This window comes from Streptomyces sp. NBC_01498 (assembly GCF_036327775.1).
In the GTDB taxonomy this organism is placed as follows: domain Bacteria; phylum Actinomycetota; class Actinomycetes; order Streptomycetales; family Streptomycetaceae; genus Streptomyces.
Window position 1 is genome coordinate 1,019,756 of sequence record NZ_CP109598.1, and the last position, 17,346, is coordinate 1,037,101.

16 protein-coding genes are annotated in these 17,346 nt (G+C 72.7%); 4 read left to right on the top strand and 12 right to left on the bottom strand.

Annotation, left to right across the window (positions count from 1 at the left end; genetic code table 11):
* Nucleotides 1-22 precede the first annotated feature (22 nt).
* Together OG875_RS03875 and OG875_RS03880 are read right to left on the bottom strand one after the other, a co-directional pair.
* Nucleotides 23-1,834, bottom strand: coding sequence for a gamma-glutamyltransferase family protein (locus tag OG875_RS03875; RefSeq protein WP_330172797.1), 1,812 nt, complete (start codon nt 1,832-1,834; stop codon nt 23-25).
* 236 nt (nt 1,835-2,070) lie between these two features.
* Nucleotides 2,071-2,544, bottom strand: a complete 474-nt coding sequence (locus tag OG875_RS03880; protein WP_330172798.1) for a DUF2269 family protein — start codon at nt 2,542-2,544, stop codon at nt 2,071-2,073.
* 87 nt (nt 2,545-2,631) lie between these two features.
* On the opposite strand from OG875_RS03880, the gene OG875_RS03885 reads away from it, so the two are divergent.
* Nucleotides 2,632-2,979, top strand: a complete 348-nt coding sequence (locus tag OG875_RS03885; RefSeq protein ID WP_330172799.1) for a helix-turn-helix transcriptional regulator — start codon at nt 2,632-2,634, stop codon at nt 2,977-2,979.
* Entirely contained in the window at nt 2,976-3,653 is a 678-nt protein-coding gene (locus tag OG875_RS03890) for a permease prefix domain 1-containing protein (protein WP_330172800.1), read from the top strand. Before OG875_RS03885 ends, OG875_RS03890 begins: the two co-directional genes overlap by 4 nt.
* Nucleotides 3,654-3,701: 48 nt before the next feature.
* Here the strand turns inward: OG875_RS03890 and OG875_RS03895 are convergent, their stop codons facing one another.
* The 7 genes from OG875_RS03895 to OG875_RS03925 all read right to left on the bottom strand — a co-directional run bounded on the left by OG875_RS03895 (nt 3,702) and on the right by OG875_RS03925 (nt 11,465).
* Nucleotides 3,702-4,703: a TIGR03842 family LLM class F420-dependent oxidoreductase gene (locus OG875_RS03895; RefSeq protein WP_330172801.1), complete on the bottom strand. Its 1,002-nt coding sequence runs from the start codon at nt 4,701-4,703 to the stop codon at nt 3,702-3,704.
* A 20-nt stretch (nt 4,704-4,723) separates the two neighbouring features.
* Entirely contained in the window at nt 4,724-6,127 is a 1,404-nt protein-coding gene (gene hydA, locus OG875_RS03900; RefSeq protein ID WP_330172802.1) for a dihydropyrimidinase, read from the bottom strand.
* A gap of 174 nt (nt 6,128-6,301) precedes the next feature.
* Nucleotides 6,302-7,588, bottom strand: coding sequence for an aspartate aminotransferase family protein (locus OG875_RS03905; protein WP_330177597.1), 1,287 nt, complete (start codon nt 7,586-7,588; stop codon nt 6,302-6,304).
* 101 nt (nt 7,589-7,689) lie between these two features.
* Complete coding sequence (locus OG875_RS03910) at nt 7,690-8,532, bottom strand: nitrilase-related carbon-nitrogen hydrolase (RefSeq protein WP_330172803.1); 843 nt, start codon at nt 8,530-8,532, stop codon at nt 7,690-7,692.
* 371 nt (nt 8,533-8,903) lie between these two features.
* Nucleotides 8,904-10,436 carry a hypothetical protein gene (locus tag OG875_RS03915; RefSeq protein WP_330172804.1) on the bottom strand — a complete coding sequence of 511 codons (1,533 nt, stop codon included), beginning with the start codon at nt 10,434-10,436 and terminating at the stop codon, nt 8,904-8,906.
* A gap of 227 nt (nt 10,437-10,663) precedes the next feature.
* Nucleotides 10,664-11,044 carry a PPOX class F420-dependent oxidoreductase gene (locus OG875_RS03920; protein ID WP_330172805.1) on the bottom strand — a complete coding sequence of 127 codons (381 nt, stop codon included), beginning with the start codon at nt 11,042-11,044 and terminating at the stop codon, nt 10,664-10,666.
* A gap of 169 nt (nt 11,045-11,213) precedes the next feature.
* Nucleotides 11,214-11,465: a helix-turn-helix domain-containing protein gene (locus tag OG875_RS03925; RefSeq protein WP_330172806.1), complete on the bottom strand. Its 252-nt coding sequence runs from the start codon at nt 11,463-11,465 to the stop codon at nt 11,214-11,216.
* 60 nt (nt 11,466-11,525) lie between these two features.
* Between OG875_RS03925 and map the strand changes: the two genes are divergently transcribed.
* The gene (gene map / locus OG875_RS03930) at nt 11,526-12,293 is read left to right on the top strand and encodes a type I methionyl aminopeptidase (RefSeq protein ID WP_330172807.1); all 768 of its coding nucleotides are present in this window, start codon (nt 11,526-11,528) and stop codon (nt 12,291-12,293) included.
* 158 nt (nt 12,294-12,451) lie between these two features.
* Here map and ggt read toward each other — a convergent pair whose 3' ends face one another.
* The gene (gene ggt, locus OG875_RS03935; RefSeq protein WP_330172808.1) at nt 12,452-14,290 is read right to left on the bottom strand and encodes a gamma-glutamyltransferase; all 1,839 of its coding nucleotides are present in this window, start codon (nt 14,288-14,290) and stop codon (nt 12,452-12,454) included.
* Nucleotides 14,291-14,522: 232 nt separating this feature from the next.
* On the opposite strand from ggt, the gene OG875_RS03940 reads away from it, so the two are divergent.
* Nucleotides 14,523-15,266 (top strand): hypothetical protein, encoded by a 744-nt coding sequence (locus OG875_RS03940; RefSeq protein WP_330172809.1) that lies wholly within the window; start codon nt 14,523-14,525, stop codon nt 15,264-15,266.
* A 719-nt stretch (nt 15,267-15,985) separates the two neighbouring features.
* Here the strand turns inward: OG875_RS03940 and OG875_RS03945 are convergent.
* Nucleotides 15,986-16,426, bottom strand: coding sequence for a DUF6278 family protein (locus OG875_RS03945; RefSeq protein WP_330172810.1), 441 nt, complete (start codon nt 16,424-16,426; stop codon nt 15,986-15,988).
* Between the two features lie 108 nt (nt 16,427-16,534).
* The gene (locus tag OG875_RS03950) at nt 16,535-17,314 is read right to left on the bottom strand and encodes an exodeoxyribonuclease III (RefSeq protein ID WP_330172811.1); all 780 of its coding nucleotides are present in this window, start codon (nt 17,312-17,314) and stop codon (nt 16,535-16,537) included.
* Nucleotides 17,315-17,346 lie beyond the last annotated feature (32 nt).

Sequence of the window (17,346 nt, forward strand, 5' to 3'; positions counted from 1 at the left end):
CCGCCACCGGCGGGGCCCGGTGTCAGCGTCCGACCGCGTACCCCTGCATGCCGCGCGGGTTGGCCCCGGCGGACAGGACACCCGTGCGCGGATCCCTGGCCACCGCGCACAGCCGCCCCTCCGACCAGGGCTCGCCGACGGTGACGTCGTGGCCCCGGCGGCGCAGTCCGTCCACCACGGCCGCGTCCATGGACGGTTCCACGGTGAGGCCGCCGGGCCGCATCCCGCGCGGATAGAAGGAGCTGGGGAAGGAGTCGGTGTGCCAGTTGGGCGCGTCGATCGCGCCCTGGAGGTCGAGCCCGCCGCGTACGCGCGGGCGCAGCGCGACGGCCAGGAAGAAGTGCAGCTGCCACTGGTCCTGCTGGTCGCCCCCGGGCGTGCCGAACGCCAGGACGGGCACGCCGTCGCGCAGGGCGACGGACGGCGTGAGCGTGGTGCGGGGCCTGCGGCCGGGGGTGAGCGAGTTGGGCAGGCCGTGGTCCAGCCAGGTCATCTGGAGGCGGGTGCCGAGCGGGAAGCCGAGTTCGGGGACGACCGGGTTGGACTGGAGCCAGCCGCCGCTCGGCGTCGCGGAGATCATGTTGCCCCAGCGGTCCACGACATCGAGGTGGCAGGTGTCGCCGGCCGTCGCGCCGTCGCGGGCGACGGTGGGTTCGCCCGCGCCCGCCGCCGGGACGGCGAGCGCGTCGAAGCCGGGTTCGCCGGCGGCGACGGCGGTCGCGTGCGCGCTGAGGACGGGGACCTGGCCGTCGGGGCTGCCGGGGCGCAGTTCGAAGGAGGCCGTGTCGCCGATCAGGGCGCGGCGGGCGGTGTTGTACGGCTCCGAGAGGAGCCCGGCGAGCGGTACGTCGGCGGCGTCGCCGTACCAGGCTTCCCGGTCGGCCATGGCCAGCTTGCAGCCCTCCGTAAGGAGGTGGACGTACGCGGCGGAGCCGTACGCGGGGAGTTCGGGCACGGGCGGCAGCAGGGCCAGCTGCTGGAGGAAGGCGGGTCCCTGGCTCCAGGCGGCGGCCTTGCAGAGGGTCCAGCCGTTCCAGTCGTACGTGGCGGGCCGCTCGTACGTCGCGGACCAGCCGGCCAGGTCGGCGGCGGCGAGGGTGCCGGTGTGGCGGGAGCCGCTGGTGTCGAGGGTGGGGCGGCCGGACTGGCGTATCAGGGCCTCGGCGATGAACCCGGTGCGCCAGAGGTCACGGGCGGCCTCGATCTGCGCGACACGGTCGTCCCCGCCGGCCGCCTCGGCCTCGGCGACCAGACGCCGCCAGGTGGCGGCCAGGGCGGGGTTGCGGAACAACTCGCCGGGCGCGGGGGCCCGCCCGCCGGGGAGGTAGACGTCGGCGGACGAGGTCCACTCGGTCTCGAACAGCTCGCGCACGCTCTCCACGGTCTGGCCGACCCGCTCGACGGGCGGGTGACCGTCCTCCGCGTAGCCGATGGCGTAACGCAGCACCTGCGCGAGGGACTTGGTGCCGTGGTCGCGGAGCAACAGCATCCAGGCGTCGAAGGCGCCGGGCACCGGGGCGGCGAGCGGCCCGGTGCCGGGGACGAGGTCGAGACCGAGGGACCGGTAGTGCGCGACGGTGGCCCCGGCGGGCGCGGGGCCCTGACCGCACAGCACCTTCACCTCCCCGCCGGCCGGCGCGACGACGGCGGGCAGGTCCCCGGCGGGCCCGTTGAGGTGCGGCTCCACGACATGCAGCACGAACCCGGCGGCCACGGCGGCGTCGTAGGCGTTCCCGTCGTCCTCCAGCACGGCCATCGCGGACTGCGAGGCGAGCCAGTGCGTGGACGACACCATGCCGAAGGTGCCCTGAAGGGTGGGCCGGGTGGTGAACATGCGGGTCTCTCACCTCGTTGTGTGCGGATGGGCCAAATCGAACCGTAGCGGTGCCCACGCAGCCGTGCTCACCCGGCCGGATGCCTACGGAGCGGACGCTCAACGGGACACGGAGCGCGCGTGCTCTGCGTCACTGCCACCGGGTCGACGGGGCGCGCCTTCAACTGCGCTTCATGAAGGAGTTCATGACGGGTCGTCAGCGAGTGCCGTCACCACGACGACGGTGCCCGAAGCCGTCACGCCCCCGTCGTGGACCCCGGGCGGACGATCATCAGGACCACCACCGCCGCCCAGAGCAGGTTGAAGACACCGGTGAGGCCCGCCAGACGGGCGGCGGCGCGCGCCGTGGTGGTGGTTTCGGCCCCGGTGCCGGCCTCGGCGTCGCCCCCGGCCGGCTCCATCATGCGGGCCTGGCCGGGCAGGATCGCCAGCGCCAGGATCGCCGCCGCGACCGCCGTCAGCACGATCGACGTGATCAGCCAGGCGTCGGTGAGGACGCCCAACCGCGCGCCGGTCGCGATCCCGAAGACCGGGACGGTGACCCCGACGACCGCGTAGCCGACGCATATCCGGTGCAGCAGGGCCACGGCACCGGCGGAACCCGCGTCGGCGCGGCGCGCGTAGCGGGGGAACAGCGACGCCGCCACGGCGATCGGGCCGATCAGCAGGATCGAGGCGAGGACGTGGATGGACAGCAGCAGCTTGGTCACCGCGGGGCCCTTCGGAGAGACGCGGACGAATATGTTGGCTGCCAATAGGTACCACGCCAAGATATTCCTTAGGTAGGCTGCCTACCCATGAAGGCAGACGCGGTGCGCGGGCACCTGGACGGACTGTTGCTGGCCGTGCTCGAACCCGGCCCGCTGCACGGCTACGCGATCATCGCGGCGGTCCAGCAGCGGAGCGAGGGCGTGCTCCAGCTCCGCACGGGCACGATCTATCCGGCCCTGAACCGGCTTGAGCGGCTCGGACTGCTCGGCAGCAGCTGGGAGTCGGTCGGCGAGCGCCGGCGGCGCTGCTACCGGCTGACCGACGCGGGACGCGGCAGCCTGGCGAGCGAGCGGACCGCGTGGCACGAGTTCACGACGGCGATCGGCTCGGTCCTGAACCCCGCCGCCGCCCCGGCGCCCCGGCCCGCCACATGACCGGCACACACACGGACGCGCGGGCCGGCTCCGACCCCGTCGTCGCGTACGCCGCGACCCTGGCCGCCGCCCTCCACGGCCCGGCCCGCGCCAAGTCCCGGATGGTGCGGGAGATACGGGACGGCCTCACCGACACCGTCGAGGCGCACACCCGCGAGGGTGTGCCGTACGAACGGGCCGTACGCCTCGCCGTAAGGGAGTTCGGCAGTCCGGACGAGCTGGTCCCCAGCTGTCAGCGGGAGTTGACCCTCGCGCAGACCCGCCGGACGGCCCTGTCCGTCACCCTCACCGTCCCGTTCCTGATCGTCTGCTGGCAGCTGATCGGGGCATCGGGTCCGGGCTGGCAACTCCAGCGGACGGGGCAGCTGTTCGCCGTCCAACTGGCGGCCGTCGCAGCCGTCGCGGCCCTGTTCGCCGCGGCGGCCCTCGCCGCCACCGGCGTGCTCGCCCGGAGGCTGCCCACGCCGGAACGGCTGCCCCTCGCCGTCGCCTGGGCGGGCACGACGGCGGGCGTGGCCATGGTCGTGGCCACACTCGCCCTCGCCGTGGTGTCACCACCGGCCGTGAACTGGCCGCTGCTCACCCTCGCGGCCCTGGTCACCGCCGCCGCGCACGGCGCGGTGGCCTCCTCCGCCCGAGCCTGCCGCCGCTGCGCCCGGCTTCCCGTCGCCTGAGCCGTACCCCCGAAGGCCAGGGGCACGGCCCGATCACCCGCCCCCGGCCTACGAGTTGAGCGCCGGGATGATCTCGGAGCCGTACGTGTCGATCGTCGACTCCTTCGCGTCGTGCATGTTGTAGACCGCGAACTGGTCGACGCCCAGTTCCTTCAGCGTCCGCAGCTTCTCGATGTGCGCCTCCGCCGGGCCCAGGAGGCAGAAGCGGTCCACGATCTCGTCCGGCACGAAGTCCGTGGACGGGTTCCCGGCGCGGCCGTGGTGGCTGTAGTCGTAGCCCTCGCGCTGTTTGATGTACGAGGTGAGGGCCTCGGGCACCAGGCCGGAGTGTTCGCCGTAGCGGCTGACCAGGTCGGCGACGTGGTTGCCGACCATCCCGCCGAACCACCGGCACTGGTCGCGGGCGTGCGCGAGGTCGTCGCCGACGTACGCGGGGGCCGCGACGCAGATCGTGACGGAGTCCGGGTCGCGCCCGGCGTCCGACGCGGCCGTGCGGACCGCCTTCACCATCGTCTCGGTGAGATACGGGTCGGCGAGCTGGAGGATGAAACCGTCCGCCTTCGCACCGGCCATGGCCAGGGCCTTCGGCCCGTACGCCGCCATCCACACCGGCAGTTTCCCGTCCCGCACCCACGGCAGCCGGATCGGCTTGCCGTCCACCAACGCCTCGCGCCCTTCGGCGAGTTCACGGATGACGTCGATCGCCTCACCGAGCCGGGCGAGGGTGTTGGGCGCCCGGCCGGCGACGCGCATCGCGGAGTCGCCCCGGCCGATGCCGCAGACGGTGCGGTTGCCGTACATCTCGTTGAGCGTGGCGAAGGTGGACGCGGTCACCTCCCAGGTGCGGGTGCCGGGGTTGGTGACCATCGGGCCGACGATCAGCTCGGTGGTGTGTTCGAGGATGCGGCTGTAGATGACAAACGGCTCCTGCCAGAGCACGGCGGAGTCGAAGGTCCACCCGTAACGGAAGCCGTTGCGCTCGGCGCGCCGCATCAGGCCGACGACCGCCGACGCGGGCGGGTCGGTCTGGAGGACAAGTCCGAAATCCATGGCCGGGCCACTCCCAACTTTCAGGTGAGGTACTGACAGGTGGCGCGCGGGGTGTAACTGCCGTGTCCCGGGCGCCCGGTGTACTTCCGGCCGTCGATGATCACCTCGCCGCGCGAGAGCACGGTCTCCACCTGTCCGGTGATCCGCTTCCCCTCGTACACCGAGTAGTCGACGTCCATGTGGTGCGTCTCGGCGGACAGGGTCTGCTCCGCGTGCGGGTCGTAGATGACGATGTCGGCGTCGGCGCCCGGCGCGATGGTGCCCTTCTTGGGGTAGAGGCCGAACATCCGGGCCGGGGTGGCGCAGGCGATCTCGATCCAGCGGCGCCGGCTGATGCGGCCCTCCACGACGGCCTGGTGGAGCAGGTCCATACGGTGCTCGACGCCCGGCAGCCCGTTGGGGATCTTGGAGAAGTCGCCCCGGCCCATCTCCTTCTGCCCGGTGAAGCAGAACGGGCAGTGGTCGGTGGAGACCACCTGGAGGTCGTTGGTGCGCAGTCCGCGCCAGAGGGCGGCCTGGTGCTCGCGGGGCCGCAGCGGTGTGGAGCAGACGTACTTGGCGCCCTCGAAGTCCGGCTCGGCGAGGTTGTCGGCGGACAGGAAGAGGTACTGCGGGCAGGTCTCGCCGAAGACCGGCAGCCCCAGGTCGCGGGCCTGGGCGAGTTCGGCGACGGCCTCCTCGGCGGAGACGTGCACCACGTACAGGGGCGCGTCCGCGACGCGGGCCAGCTGGATCGCGCGGTGCGTCGCCTCGGCCTCCAGCAGGGCCTTGCGGACCTCCCCGTGGTAGCGGGGATCGGTGCGCCCGGCGGCCAGGGCCTGTTCCACCAGGACGTCGATGGCGATGCCGTTCTCGGCGTGCATCATGATCAACCCCCCGTTGTGGGAGGCCCGTTGCATGGCCCGCAGGATCTTGCCGTCGTCGCTGTAGAACACACCGGGGTAGGCCATGAACAGCTTGAAGGACGTGACGCCTTCCTGGACGAGGAGGTCCATCTCCTTCAGGGAGTCCTCGTTGACGTCGGCGAGGATCATGTGGAAGCCGTAGTCCACCGCGCACTTGCCGTCGGCCTTCGCGAACCAGGCGTCGAGCCCTTCGCGCAGCGACTGGCCGGGCGACTGGATGGCGAAGTCGACGATGGTGGTGGTGCCGCCCCAGGCGGCGGCGCGGGTGCCGGTCTCGAAAGTGTCGGCGGCGTATGTCCCGCCGAAGGGCATCTCCATGTGCGTATGACCGTCGACCCCGCCCGGCACGACGTACTTCCCGGTGGCGTCGATGACCCGGTCGGCGGTCCAACCCGCGGCGACGTCGCTGCCGTTGGCGGCCAGTGCGACGATCCGGCCGTCCTCCGTCAGCACGTCGGCGTGGACCTCGTCGGCGGCGGTGATGACCAGACCGCCCCGGACGAGCGTGCGTGTACTCATGACTTGGCCTCCGTGACGGAGTGTGCGTGGAGTGGTGGCGGTGACACCCGCCGGGACGGGAACCTCGGTGCCTGTCCCGGCGGGACGGGAACCTCGGTGCCTGTCCCGGCGGGACGGGAACCTCGGTGCCTGTCCCGGCGAGCGTGAAACAGGTCCTGTCCCGGCGGTCGTGAACTAGAGGGTGCGCAGGGCGCGTTCGAGGATGGCCGCGCCCTCCTCGGCCTCGGCGACCGTGAGGGAGAGCGGCGGGGCGATACGCAGCACACTGCTGTCGTGCCCGCCGCCCTTGCCGATGAGCAGGCCGCCCTCGCGGGCCGCCTCCGTCACCGCCGCCGCGGCTTCCGGACTCGCCTCGTCGGTGCCGGGCCTGACCAGTTCGACGCCGATCATCAGCCCGCGCCCGCGCACCTCCCGTACGGCGGGTACGGCGGCCCCCACGGCACGCAGCCGCTCGATGAGCAGGCCGCCGACACGGCGCGCGTTGCCCTGGAGGTCGTGCTCCAGGAGGTACGCGAGGTTGGCGACACCCGCCGCCATCGTGACCGGGCTGCCGCCGAAGGTCGAGATGGAGTTGGTGTCGAGGCAGTTCATGATCTCGGCGCGGGCGACGACACCGCCGATGGACATGCCGTTGCCGATGCCCTTGGCGAAGGTGAGGATGTCCGGCGGGCCGTTCTCGGCGTGCGCCTGCCAGCCCCAGAAGTGGTCGCCGGTACGGCCCCAGCCGGTCTGCACCTCGTCGCTGATCCACAGGATGCCGTGCCGGTCGAGGACTTCGCGGAACGCGGCGTACAGCCCGTCCGGCGGTGAGGTGAAACCGCCGACGCCCTGCACCGGTTCGGCGATCAGCGCGGCGGGCGTACGCGTGTGCCCGAGCAGGTCCTCCAGATCGGCGACGCAGGCCGCGACGAACTCGCCGTCGGACAGGTGCGCGTACGGGCCCCGGCTGCGCACGCCGCCGTGCACGTACAGGGTCTGGAGCGGCGAGAGACTGGTCGGTGACCAGCCGCTGTTGCCGGTGATGGAGACGGCGGAGAAGGACCGGCCGTGGTAGCTGTTGCGCATCGCCAGGATCTGGTTGGAGCGGCGGTACGCGGTGGCGAGCAGCAGGGCCGTGTCGTTGGCCTCGGTGCCGGAGGTGGTGACGAAGACCCGCGCGTCCGGGATGCCGGAGAGATGCGCGACGCGTTCGGCGAACTCCACCATGGGGCGGTTGAGATAGAGCGTGGACGAGTGGATGATCCGCCCGGCCTGTTCGGCGACCGCCTTGGTGACCTCGGGGAGGGCGTGGGCGGTCATGGTGGTGAGGATGCCGCCGAAGAAGTCGAGGTAGCGGTTGCCGTCGGCGTCCCAGACGTGGCGGCCCTCGCCGTGGGTGAGTTCGATGGGGCGGCGGTAGTAGAGGGCCAGCCAGTCGGGCAGGACGGCGCGGTGCCGGTCGTGCAGGTCGGTGGCGGGCAGACCGGGCGGGGCGGGGTACGGCGGTCCGGCGGGGGTCCGGCCGGACGCGCCGGCGGAAGAGGCCGCGGGCCGGGCGGTGGAGGGGTTCGCGGGGGCCTCGGTCACGGCTGCGTCAGCCCCTCGTACGCGTCGGGGCGGCGGTCCCGGTAGAACGCCCACTGCTGGCGCACCTCTTCGATGACCCCGAAGTCCAGGTCCCTGACGACCAGTTCCTCCGCCTTGTCGCTCGCGGCCTCGCCGACGAGCTGACCGCGCGGGTCGACGAAGTACGACGTGCCGTAGAAGTCGTTGTCGCCGTACTCCTCCTGGCCGACCCGGTTGATCGCGGCGATGAAGTACTCGTTGGCGACGGCGGCGGCGGGCTGTTCCAGCTGCCACAGATAGCTGGAGAGTCCGCGGGAGGTGGCCGACGGGTTGTAGACCAGTTCGGCGCCGTTCAGGCCGAGTTGGCGCCAGCCCTCCGGGAAGTGCCGGTCGTAGCAGATGTAGACGCCGATCTTGCCGACGGCGGTGTCGAAGACGGGCCAGCCCGCGTTGCCCGGTTTGAAGTAGTACTTCTCCCAGAAGCCCTTGACCTGCGGGATGTGGTGCTTGCGGTACTTGCCGAGGTACGAGCCGTCGGCGTCGATCACGGCGGCGGTGTTGTAGTAGAACCCGGACTGCTCGACCTCGAAGACCGGGACGACGACGACCATGCCGGTCTCGCGCGCGAGGTCCCGCATCCGGCTCACGGTCGGGCCGTCGGGGACCGCCTCGGCCCACCGGTAGTGCTCGGGCTCCTGCACCTGGCAGAAGTAGGGGGCGTTGAACACCTCCTGGAAGCCGATCACCTGGGCGCCCTGCCGGGCCGCCTCGCGGGCGTGCTCCTCATGCTTGGCGATCATGGATTCGGTGTCGCCGGTCCAGGTCGCCTGGACGAGTGCGGCGCGTACGACTCTGGCCACGAGATGCTCCTTCGGCGGAAGGTCGAGCGTGCTCCGAGCGTGGTGCACAGCGTTCCCGCGCGCGCGTGCCGCGTGCTCCGGGGAGCGCGTCGCGCGCACGTCGCGAGTGCCTCACCCGCGTACGTCGCACGCGTGTCGCGCGTACTTCGCACGTAGGGCGCGAGGGCTTTTCTACGCCCGTAGACACGGGGCGTAGGAGGAGAACCTAAGCCCGCCGTCCCACGGGGGCAAGACCATCGCTGTCAAGCCGCCGAGTCGATCATGTTTCGCACCCGGCCGGTCCACCGGGCGTACGGGGGCCGCCCGCGTACCGGTCGGGCACCGGTCGGGCACCGGTCGGGCGGCCCTCACCGCGCGGGGCGCGCGGCCGGTCAGGAGCCGGTCGTCCCGGCGCTGCGCAGCGCGCGGGCCAGGTCGCGCTCATGGGTGGAGGAGACCCCGCGTGCCGCTTCGAGCAGCCACGGGACCAGCCGCCCCGGGTCGGTGGCGGCGATCCGCGCCGTCTCCTCGGGCGTACGGGCCCGGACGAAGGCCCCGAGCAGCGCCTGGACCTCCGGGACGCGGCCCGCGTCGCCGAGGGCGAGGACGACCTGCGCGATGTCGTCGGCGGACCGGGAGACGCCCTGCCGCAGCAGGGTGCCGCAGTCCGCGTCACGGCCGGCCGTGGCGAGCGCCCCGGCCGCCGCCGCGAACTTGTCGGGCGGCTGCGAGGACACCTCCCAGAGCACCGACGCCCAGTCGGCGCCGAGTTCGGCGCGGTGCAGTTCGGCGGCGAGGAAGGGGAGTTGCTCGGCGGGGCCGGCCGCCGCCTCGTAGAGGACCACGTGTGCCTCCCCGCTGCGGCCGGCCGCGCGCAGTCGTACGAGGACGGCCACCGTGTCGAGGGCGGCCCGGCGTGCCTCGGACTGCCGGCGGGTCATTCCGGTGCTGGAGGTCTCGTCGCGGGCCCGGTCGGGGCCGGAACCGGAGCCGCCGCCGAAGCGGGCTCCCCGGGGCGGGGCGGTGGCGGCGGGCGGCACGATCGGCCCGGCGGCCGGGCCGTTGCCGTCGCTGAAGGCGAAGCGCGCGCCGCGCTGTTTGCGCGGCTTGCGGCGCGGGCCGGGCACCTGCGCGATCTCCTGCGAGTCGTCGGGCCCGATCCCGGGGTCGGCCCCGGGGTCGCCGGCGCGGTCGGGCTCGGGGCGGAACCAGTCGTCGGGCGGGGTGGGACGGCCGCCGTCGGGCCGGCCGAAGACCGACGGCTCGTCCGCCGTTGTCTCCTCGGCCCGGTACCACCCGTCGGCGGCCGTGGGTCTCGCCTCCGGCGAGCCGTACTCCGGGCCGGCCGGCGCGGCGTGCGCCGGTGAGGGGGCGCGCGGGGCGTGCGTGGGGGCGGGCTGCGCGGCGCGCGTGCTCGCGGACTCGGCGGCGGCGAGGCGGTCGCCCAGCTCCGCGAAGCGGGCGGTGGCGCGCGCGTAGTCGTCGCGGACCCAGGCGAGGTCGTATTCGAGCTGGTCCGCCTCGGGCGAACCCCCGGGGACCCGGCGCAGCCGGCCCACCACCTCGTCGGCGCGGCCGGCCGCCGTGGCTTGTTCCTGACGCATCAGGCGCAGCCGTTCGCGGAGCGCGTCGACGCCGCCCGGGAGCCGGTCGTGGGCGGCGGCGGACGCGGCGTGCAGTCTGCTCGCTCGTGGTGTCTCGCGGTCGACCGGCCGGTTCTCGTGACCGGCGGCGAGGTCGTGGAGCAGCGACTCGACCACGTCCCACGGGGGTACCTCGGTGCCGTCGAGACAGGCTTTCAGCCCCTCGGGGTCGCGCTGCCGGAACACCGCGTACCACCCGCTGTCGGGGTCGAGAAGTGCCGTAATACCGCGGAAGTACCCCGCGAAGGCCCCGATCTCCGCCGGAAGTTCATGCCTGCTCATCGCTGTCTTTCCCCGCCCCTGCCCTGCCGCGCACTGCCGTGAGGGAACCGTCCGGCCCGCCGGCATGAAACCGCAGCCGTGTTACGTGACGGCTACGCGGGATTGTCGCGCACGGTGCGGTGCGATCGCCCAAGTATGGCTTCAGGGAGTGGCCGACGTCACGTTTCCCCGAAAAAAATATGGCTAAAGGTTGGCGTCGCTCCACAAGTCCGCACAATGACGGGGCGTCAGAACGTCACCACGATCCCGGTGTGCACGGCTTTTCCGCGCCGTACGAGGGCGGCGGGCTTCTCGACCAGCCAGAACTGCCAGGTGTACTTGCGGGCCAGCAGCTTGTTGATCCGGCGGACCTCGTCGCCCTCCAGGAGGCGGGCCGTCCCCTCGGCGGTCGCCGCGCCGGGCGCGATCCGGCCGCGTACGTCGCAGGCGGTCACGACGACCCGGTTGTCGGCGCGGAGGCGTTTGACCTTCCACGAGTCGCTGCGGGTCCAGATGTACAGCGCGCCGTCGTCCACGGCGTGCCACACCGGGGTGTCCACCCCGGTGCCGTCCTTGCGGTAGGTGGTGAGGCTGACATAGCGGCTGCGGCCGAGCGCGTCGAGGGTCACGCCCCCGAGCGTACGCGGTGCCGGGTGGCTGAAATCGACCTGTTCGGCCGGGAGCGCCCCGTCACCGGACGGACGGGGCGCCGGGCCCGTCTCCCGGGAGCCCGTCGGAGAGGGAGCCGAGGGAAGACGAGAAGGGAGAAGCCGAGGGAGGCGGTTGTGCGGGGAGCGGCTAGGCGGGCAGTGGCGAGCAGGTCACCGCGATCGTGTCCATGGACAGGCCCAGCGCTCCGGCCAGCGCGGCGACCGTGAAGAAGGCGGGTGTCGGGGCGCGGCCGGTCTCGATCTTGCGCAGGGTCTCGGGCGAGATGCCGGCGACGGCCGCGATCTCGACCATGCTGCGTGCGCCGCGCGCCTCGCGGAGCAGCAGACCGAGCCGCTCGCCGCGCTCGCGCTCCTCCGGGGTCAAGGGATTCCGTACCATGCCCGTCATTGTAATACCGCCATCAACCGGTATTACAATGACGGGCATGGTGGAGCTGACATGGTAGAGATCAAGACGGACGAGTCCCTGGCCGCCATGCGCGTCACGGGGCGGATCGTCGCCCGCGCGCTCACCGCGGTGCGGGAGGCCGCCTCCGTCGGCGTGACGCTGCGCGAACTGGACGCCGTGGCCCGCGCGGTGCTGGCCGAGGCGGGCGCGGGCTCGCCGTTCCTGGACTATCACCCCGCCTGGGCGCCGGTGCCCTTCCCCGCCGTCATCTGCGCGTCGGTCAACGACACGATCGTGCACGGCATCCCCGACGACTACGCGCTCCGCGACGGCGATCTCGTGAGCATCGACTGCGGCGCGACGGCGGGCGGCTGGGCCGGCGACTCGGCGGTCAGCTTCACCGTCGGCCGGGGCAGCCCCGCCGACGCCCGGCTCGTCGGTACGGCCTTCGAGGCGCTGGACGCGGGCATCGCGGCGGCCCTCGTCGGCAACCGCGTCGGGGACATCGCGCACGCGATCGGCCGCGTCTGCCGGGCGGCCGGGTACGGCATCCCGGACGGCTTCGGCGGCCACGGTGTCGGCCGCGCCATGCACGAGGACCCGGGTGTGCCGAACGAGGGCAGGCCGGGGCGGGGCGTACCGCTGCGGCACGGCATGGTGATCGCGATCGAGCCGATGCTGATCGCGGGCGGCACCGACGACCACTACACGGCGAGCGACGGCTGGTCGATCCGTACGTCCGACGGGAGCCGCGCGGCCCACGCCGAGCACACGGTGGCGATCACGCACGAGGGCCCGCGCATCCTGACCGCGCTCTGACGCCCGCCACGGCTCGGCTCCGGCCGGCGCCCCGCTCGGGCGCCGGGCGGGCCGGACCGTGCGGACGCGCGTCGGGCGCCGCTCCCGCGCGGGAGCGGCGCCCGACATCACGGAAACACCGTCACGGATCCCGGACCACGGGGGTACGGACTACACGGCTACGGCCGTCCCGCCGGGTGCACCACCATCGCCGAGCCGCCGCCCCTGCGGACCTTCTCCGCCGCCGCCACCCAGCGGCCGTCGGGCAGCCGCTGCACGCCCGTCGCGGCGCCGATCTCCGGGTTCCGGGTGAACGCGTGCCCCAGTGCTTCGAGTTCGGCGCGCACCGGGCTGTCGTAGAGCCCCGGTTCCAGTTCCGTCGTCGCGGAGTTGCGCTGGCTCGCGCGCGGCGCGGCGATCGCGTCGACCAGCGGCAGCCCCCGGTCCAGATGACCGGTGAGCGTCTGGAGGACGGTCGTGATGATGGTCGCGCCACCGGGCGAGCCGAGCGCCAGGACCGGCCGGTCACGGTCGTCGAGGACGATCGTCGGGGAGATGGACGACCGGGGTCGCTTGCCGGGGCCGGGCAGGTTCGGGTCGTGGACGGCCGGGTTGGCCGCGGCGAACGAGAAGTCCGTCAGTTCGTTGTTGAGCAGGAAGCCCCGGCCGGGAACGGTGATGCCGCTGCCGCCCGTCGACTCGATCGTCAGCGTGTACGCGACGACGTTGCCCCACTTGTCGGCGGCCGTCAGATGGGTGGTGTTCTCCCCCTCGTACGTCGTCGGCGCCGCCGTACCGCCCGCCGCGCACGCCGTCGGGTCCGACGGGTCACCGGGCGCCAGCGGACTCTTCAGCGCCACGTCGTCCTTGATGAGGCACTCGCGCGAGTCGGCGAAGCGCTGCGACAGCAGGCCCTTGGTGGGAACGTCCTCGAAGGCGGGGTCGCCGACCCACCGTCCCCGGTCGGCGAAGGCGATCCGGCTCGCCTCGATGAAGCGGTGCAGATACTTCTCCTGCGAGGCACGGGAGAGATCGGTGCGTTCCAGGATGTTGAGCGCCTCGCCGACGCTCGTACCGCCGGAGGACGAGGGCGCCATGCCGTACACGTCGAGCCCCCGGTAGGAGACCTTCGTGGGCTCCTGGCGCTTCGTCCGGTACGCGGCCAGATCGCCGGTCGTCAGATCGCCCGGCCGGACCTTCCGGGTGGCGTCCGGGCCGACGGGCGGCTTGCGGACGGTGCGCACGATGTCGCGGGCCAGGTCGCCCCGGTAGAGCGCCTCGGTGCCGTGCCGGCCCAGTTCCGCGTACGTACGCGCCAGGTCGGGGTTCTTGAACACCGAACCGACGACCGGGAGTTCACCGCCGGGCAGGAAGAGATCGGCGGTGGCGGGGAAGTCGGCGAACCGGGCCTCGTTCGAGGCGGTCTGGGTACGGAAGGTCTCGTCGACGGTGAAACCGTCCTTCGCCAGCCGCTGCGCGGGCTCCAGCAGCCGCTTCAGCGGCATGCTTCCCCAGGAGTCGAGAGCCCGGTCCCAGGTCGCCGGAGTGCCGGGCGTCCCGACGCCGAGGCCGCTCGTCTGCCCCTCGGCGAAGGGGATCGGCTTGCCGTCCTCCTGGAAGAGGGTCGCGTCGGCCGACTTGGGGGCGGTCTCCCGGCCGTCGACGGTGTGGACGGTACGGGACCTGGCGTCGTAGTAGACGAAGTAGCCGCCCCCGCCGATACCGGCCGAGTAGGGCTCGGTGACGCCGAGCGCGGCGGCGGTCGCCACGGCCGCGTCCACGGCGTTGCCGCCGCGCCGCAGCACCTCGATCCCGGCGGCCGAGGCGTCCCGGTCGACGCTGGCGACCGCGCCGCCGTGGCCGACGGCGACCGGCGACTTGGCCGGAGTGTGCGGGTGGCCCTTCGCGGGGGTCTTCGCGGGCGGGGAGGCGACGGACGGTGGGGCCGCGGCACCGACCGAGAGCATGGTGGCGGCGAGGGCCACGATCGAGAGCGTGCGTGGGGCGGGGCGGCGCATGTCGTACCTCCGGTGGACGTCGGTTCGCGGAGCGTAACTTCACCACCGGCGCCCCGCCAGGCCGTGTCCGAGACGTCCCGCATGGTGCCCTTCGGGCGGACGGCCGGTGCCTTCGGGCGGACGGCGGCAGGTGCCGGACACGGTCGGGACGCACATGCCCCGAACCGCGCGCGGGATGCCGGGCGGGGCACGGGATGTCCCGGAGGGCGCGGTCCCGATAAAGTGCGCGCCCATGACTGACGACGTACGCAACATCGTTCTCGGGGTGCTCGCCGCCGGTGTCGGTGCCGTCCTCGGGTGGATCGCCCGGACCTATCTGTGGCGCCGCAAACTGCGCAGGAAGCAGGCGTTCTTCGGCCTGCCCGGCAACTCCGAGTGCCTGCTGGTCGTCAACCGCGAGGCGGGAGGCGACGGTGCCGTGCACCGGCACGACGTCTTCGCGCTGCTGGAGATGTCCGCGCTGGTCAAGGACTGCGGCGCGCACGCGCAGATAGTCCAGCACGACTCGGCGCAGCAGGGATTCGGTGAGCGTACGGAGTTCTGCCTCGGCGGTCCCGCGTCCAATCGCCGGATGGCGGCCCACCTGTCCTCGCTGCTGCCCGGCGTCAAAATCAACACGGACCCGGACCCCGGCCCGGACCGGGGCGCCTTCCAGATCGGGTCCGAGCGCTACCGCGTGGAGCCGGGCGTGGCGGAGTACGTCGTCCTGGCGCGGCTGACGGCCGGCCAGGAGGCCCGGCCGGTCTTCCTGTTCTGCGGGCAGCGGGCCATCACCAACCAGGCGGCCTCCCGCTATCTGGCCCGGCACCACGAGAGACTGGCGCGCAAACACGGCCGCGACTCGTTCTGTCTGCTGCTGAAGGTGGTCAACTCGCAGGCGTACGGCCCCGATGTGGTCGAACTGGTCGCCGATGTCACGAAGGCGGCACACGAGCCCGTACCGGCCGCGCCCACCTCCCACCGGGCGAAGAGCTGACCGGCACCCGGCGGGGCCCGCGGTGACGCGGGCCGGCCCCGGAGAACGACCGGGGAGAGAGGACCGGGGAAAGAATGAAGAGCGGCACCCTCGTCGTACTCGCGACGACGCGGGCCCGCTCCGTGGCGGACACGGCCCTCCCGGCGCGCAGCTGACCTTCTCCCCGGCCACGCCCGACCCGAGCTGTCTGTCGGGTCCCGCGGCGCGAGAAGTGATCTCCGGCTGCTGCCAGAGGGTCCTCCCGCGGGAAGCGGGAGGCGGGCCATGTCCCTTTGAGCTACCGCGCCTCGGGCGGCGGCGGGACCATCCCCGCGTGCGCGGAGCACGGCGGTCGCGGACGGACGCCCGGGTGGTGCCCGAGGCCGGCGCGGCATCCGTGGCCTCTGCCGGCAGGACCACCGTCACCATGGGGATGAACGGCAAAGCGTAGTCCAGATTCGGCGCGGCCGACGCGTCCGCGTACCCGGACTCCCGGACCGGGCATTCCGGCCGGAGGTGTGCGGCCCCGTCGGGCGACCGGCCGCGGCTCCCGCCGCGGAACGCCCGTCGGACCGTGGTCGACGGCCATGCGCTGCCCTCCCCGTTCTCGGCTGTCGAGGTCAGCGCAAACTATCCAGCGCATCAAGGGACTTCGCACCCGACACGCATAAAAGGGGCATAAGCCGTATTAAAGCCCAGGATCGCGGCGGAGAGAGCCCACACCTCCCGCCGGACAGGGCCTAAGTCTCGGCCGCCTCCGCGTACACCTGGGACAGCTCGGGCGCGCCGCTGACGGCCCAGTCGAGCCCGGCCTCCACCACCTGGATCTCCCGGCCGGAGGTGAGACGCACGACGGGATGCCCGCCGGGCCAGACGTGCCAGACGGCGCCCTGGACCGTGCGGACGATGACCGTACCGAGATACAGGCCCGCGTCGTTGCCCAGCCAGGGCAGCTCCTCCGGGTCGTCGCGCCAGTTCGGGGGCAGTTGGTCCAGGGCCTCCAACGAGTCCGGGGAATCGTCCAGTTCCAGACCGAACTGCGCGGCCCGGACACGCAGCAGCTCGCACTCGGAGAGCAGTTCGGCCACGCCCTCCGCGTCATCCCCCACGACGGACGCCGACGAAGCACCCTCGTCGGGCCTGTTTCGTTTGCGCCAGTTGTCCAAGAAAGGGATGTTCATACCACTCAGCCTGCCATTTCCCCGTAGTCGCGTGCCCGAGGGCACGCGGGCGGTGTCAGAGGCGGAACGCCCGTGGCCGGACCCGCCGACGCCACCGGCCCCGGCACGTCAGAGGTCGAGATCGACAACGACCGGGGCATGGTCGGAGGCGCCCTTGCCCTTGCGCTCCTCACGGTCGACGTAACTGTCCTTGACGGCCGCCGTGAAGGGCCCGTTCCCGTAGACCAGGTCGATCCGCATGCCCCGGTTCTTCGGGAACCGGAGCTCGCGGTAGTCCCAGAAAGTGTACGGCCGGTCGTACTTGAGCGGTCGTGGGACCACGTCGGACAGACCGCCCTCACGGAGCGCGGCCAGGGCCTCGCGCTCGGCGGGGGTGACATGGGTGGCGCCCTCGAAGAGCGCCGGGTCCCAGACGTCGTCGTCCGTCGGCGCCACGTTGAAGTCACCGAGGACGGCGAACGGCCGCTGTCCCGCGCTGTCCTCGGCCACGGCGGCGCGCAGCGCCTCCAGCCAGCGCAGCTTGTACGCGTAGTGGTCGTGCGCGACCTCCCGGCCGTTGGGCACGTACACCGACCAGACCCGGACGCCGCCGCAGGTCGCGGAGACGGCGCGGGGCTCCTCGACGCCCTCGTACTCCGGGCCGCCGGGCAGGCCCAGGACCACGTCGTCCAGACCGGCGCGGGAGATCAGCGCCACGCCGTTCCACCTGCCGGTGGCGTTGACCGCCGCCTCGTAACCCGCCTCGCGCAGGGCGTCGGACGGGAACTGCTCCAGGGTGCTCTTGGTCTCCTGGACGCACAGCACGTCCGTGCCCGTGCTCTCCAGCCAGGCCAGCAGCCGGGGCAGCCGGGCGGTGATCGAATTGACGTTCCAGGTGGCGATGCGCATGGGCGACAGCCTATCCGCGCGGTCCGACAGTG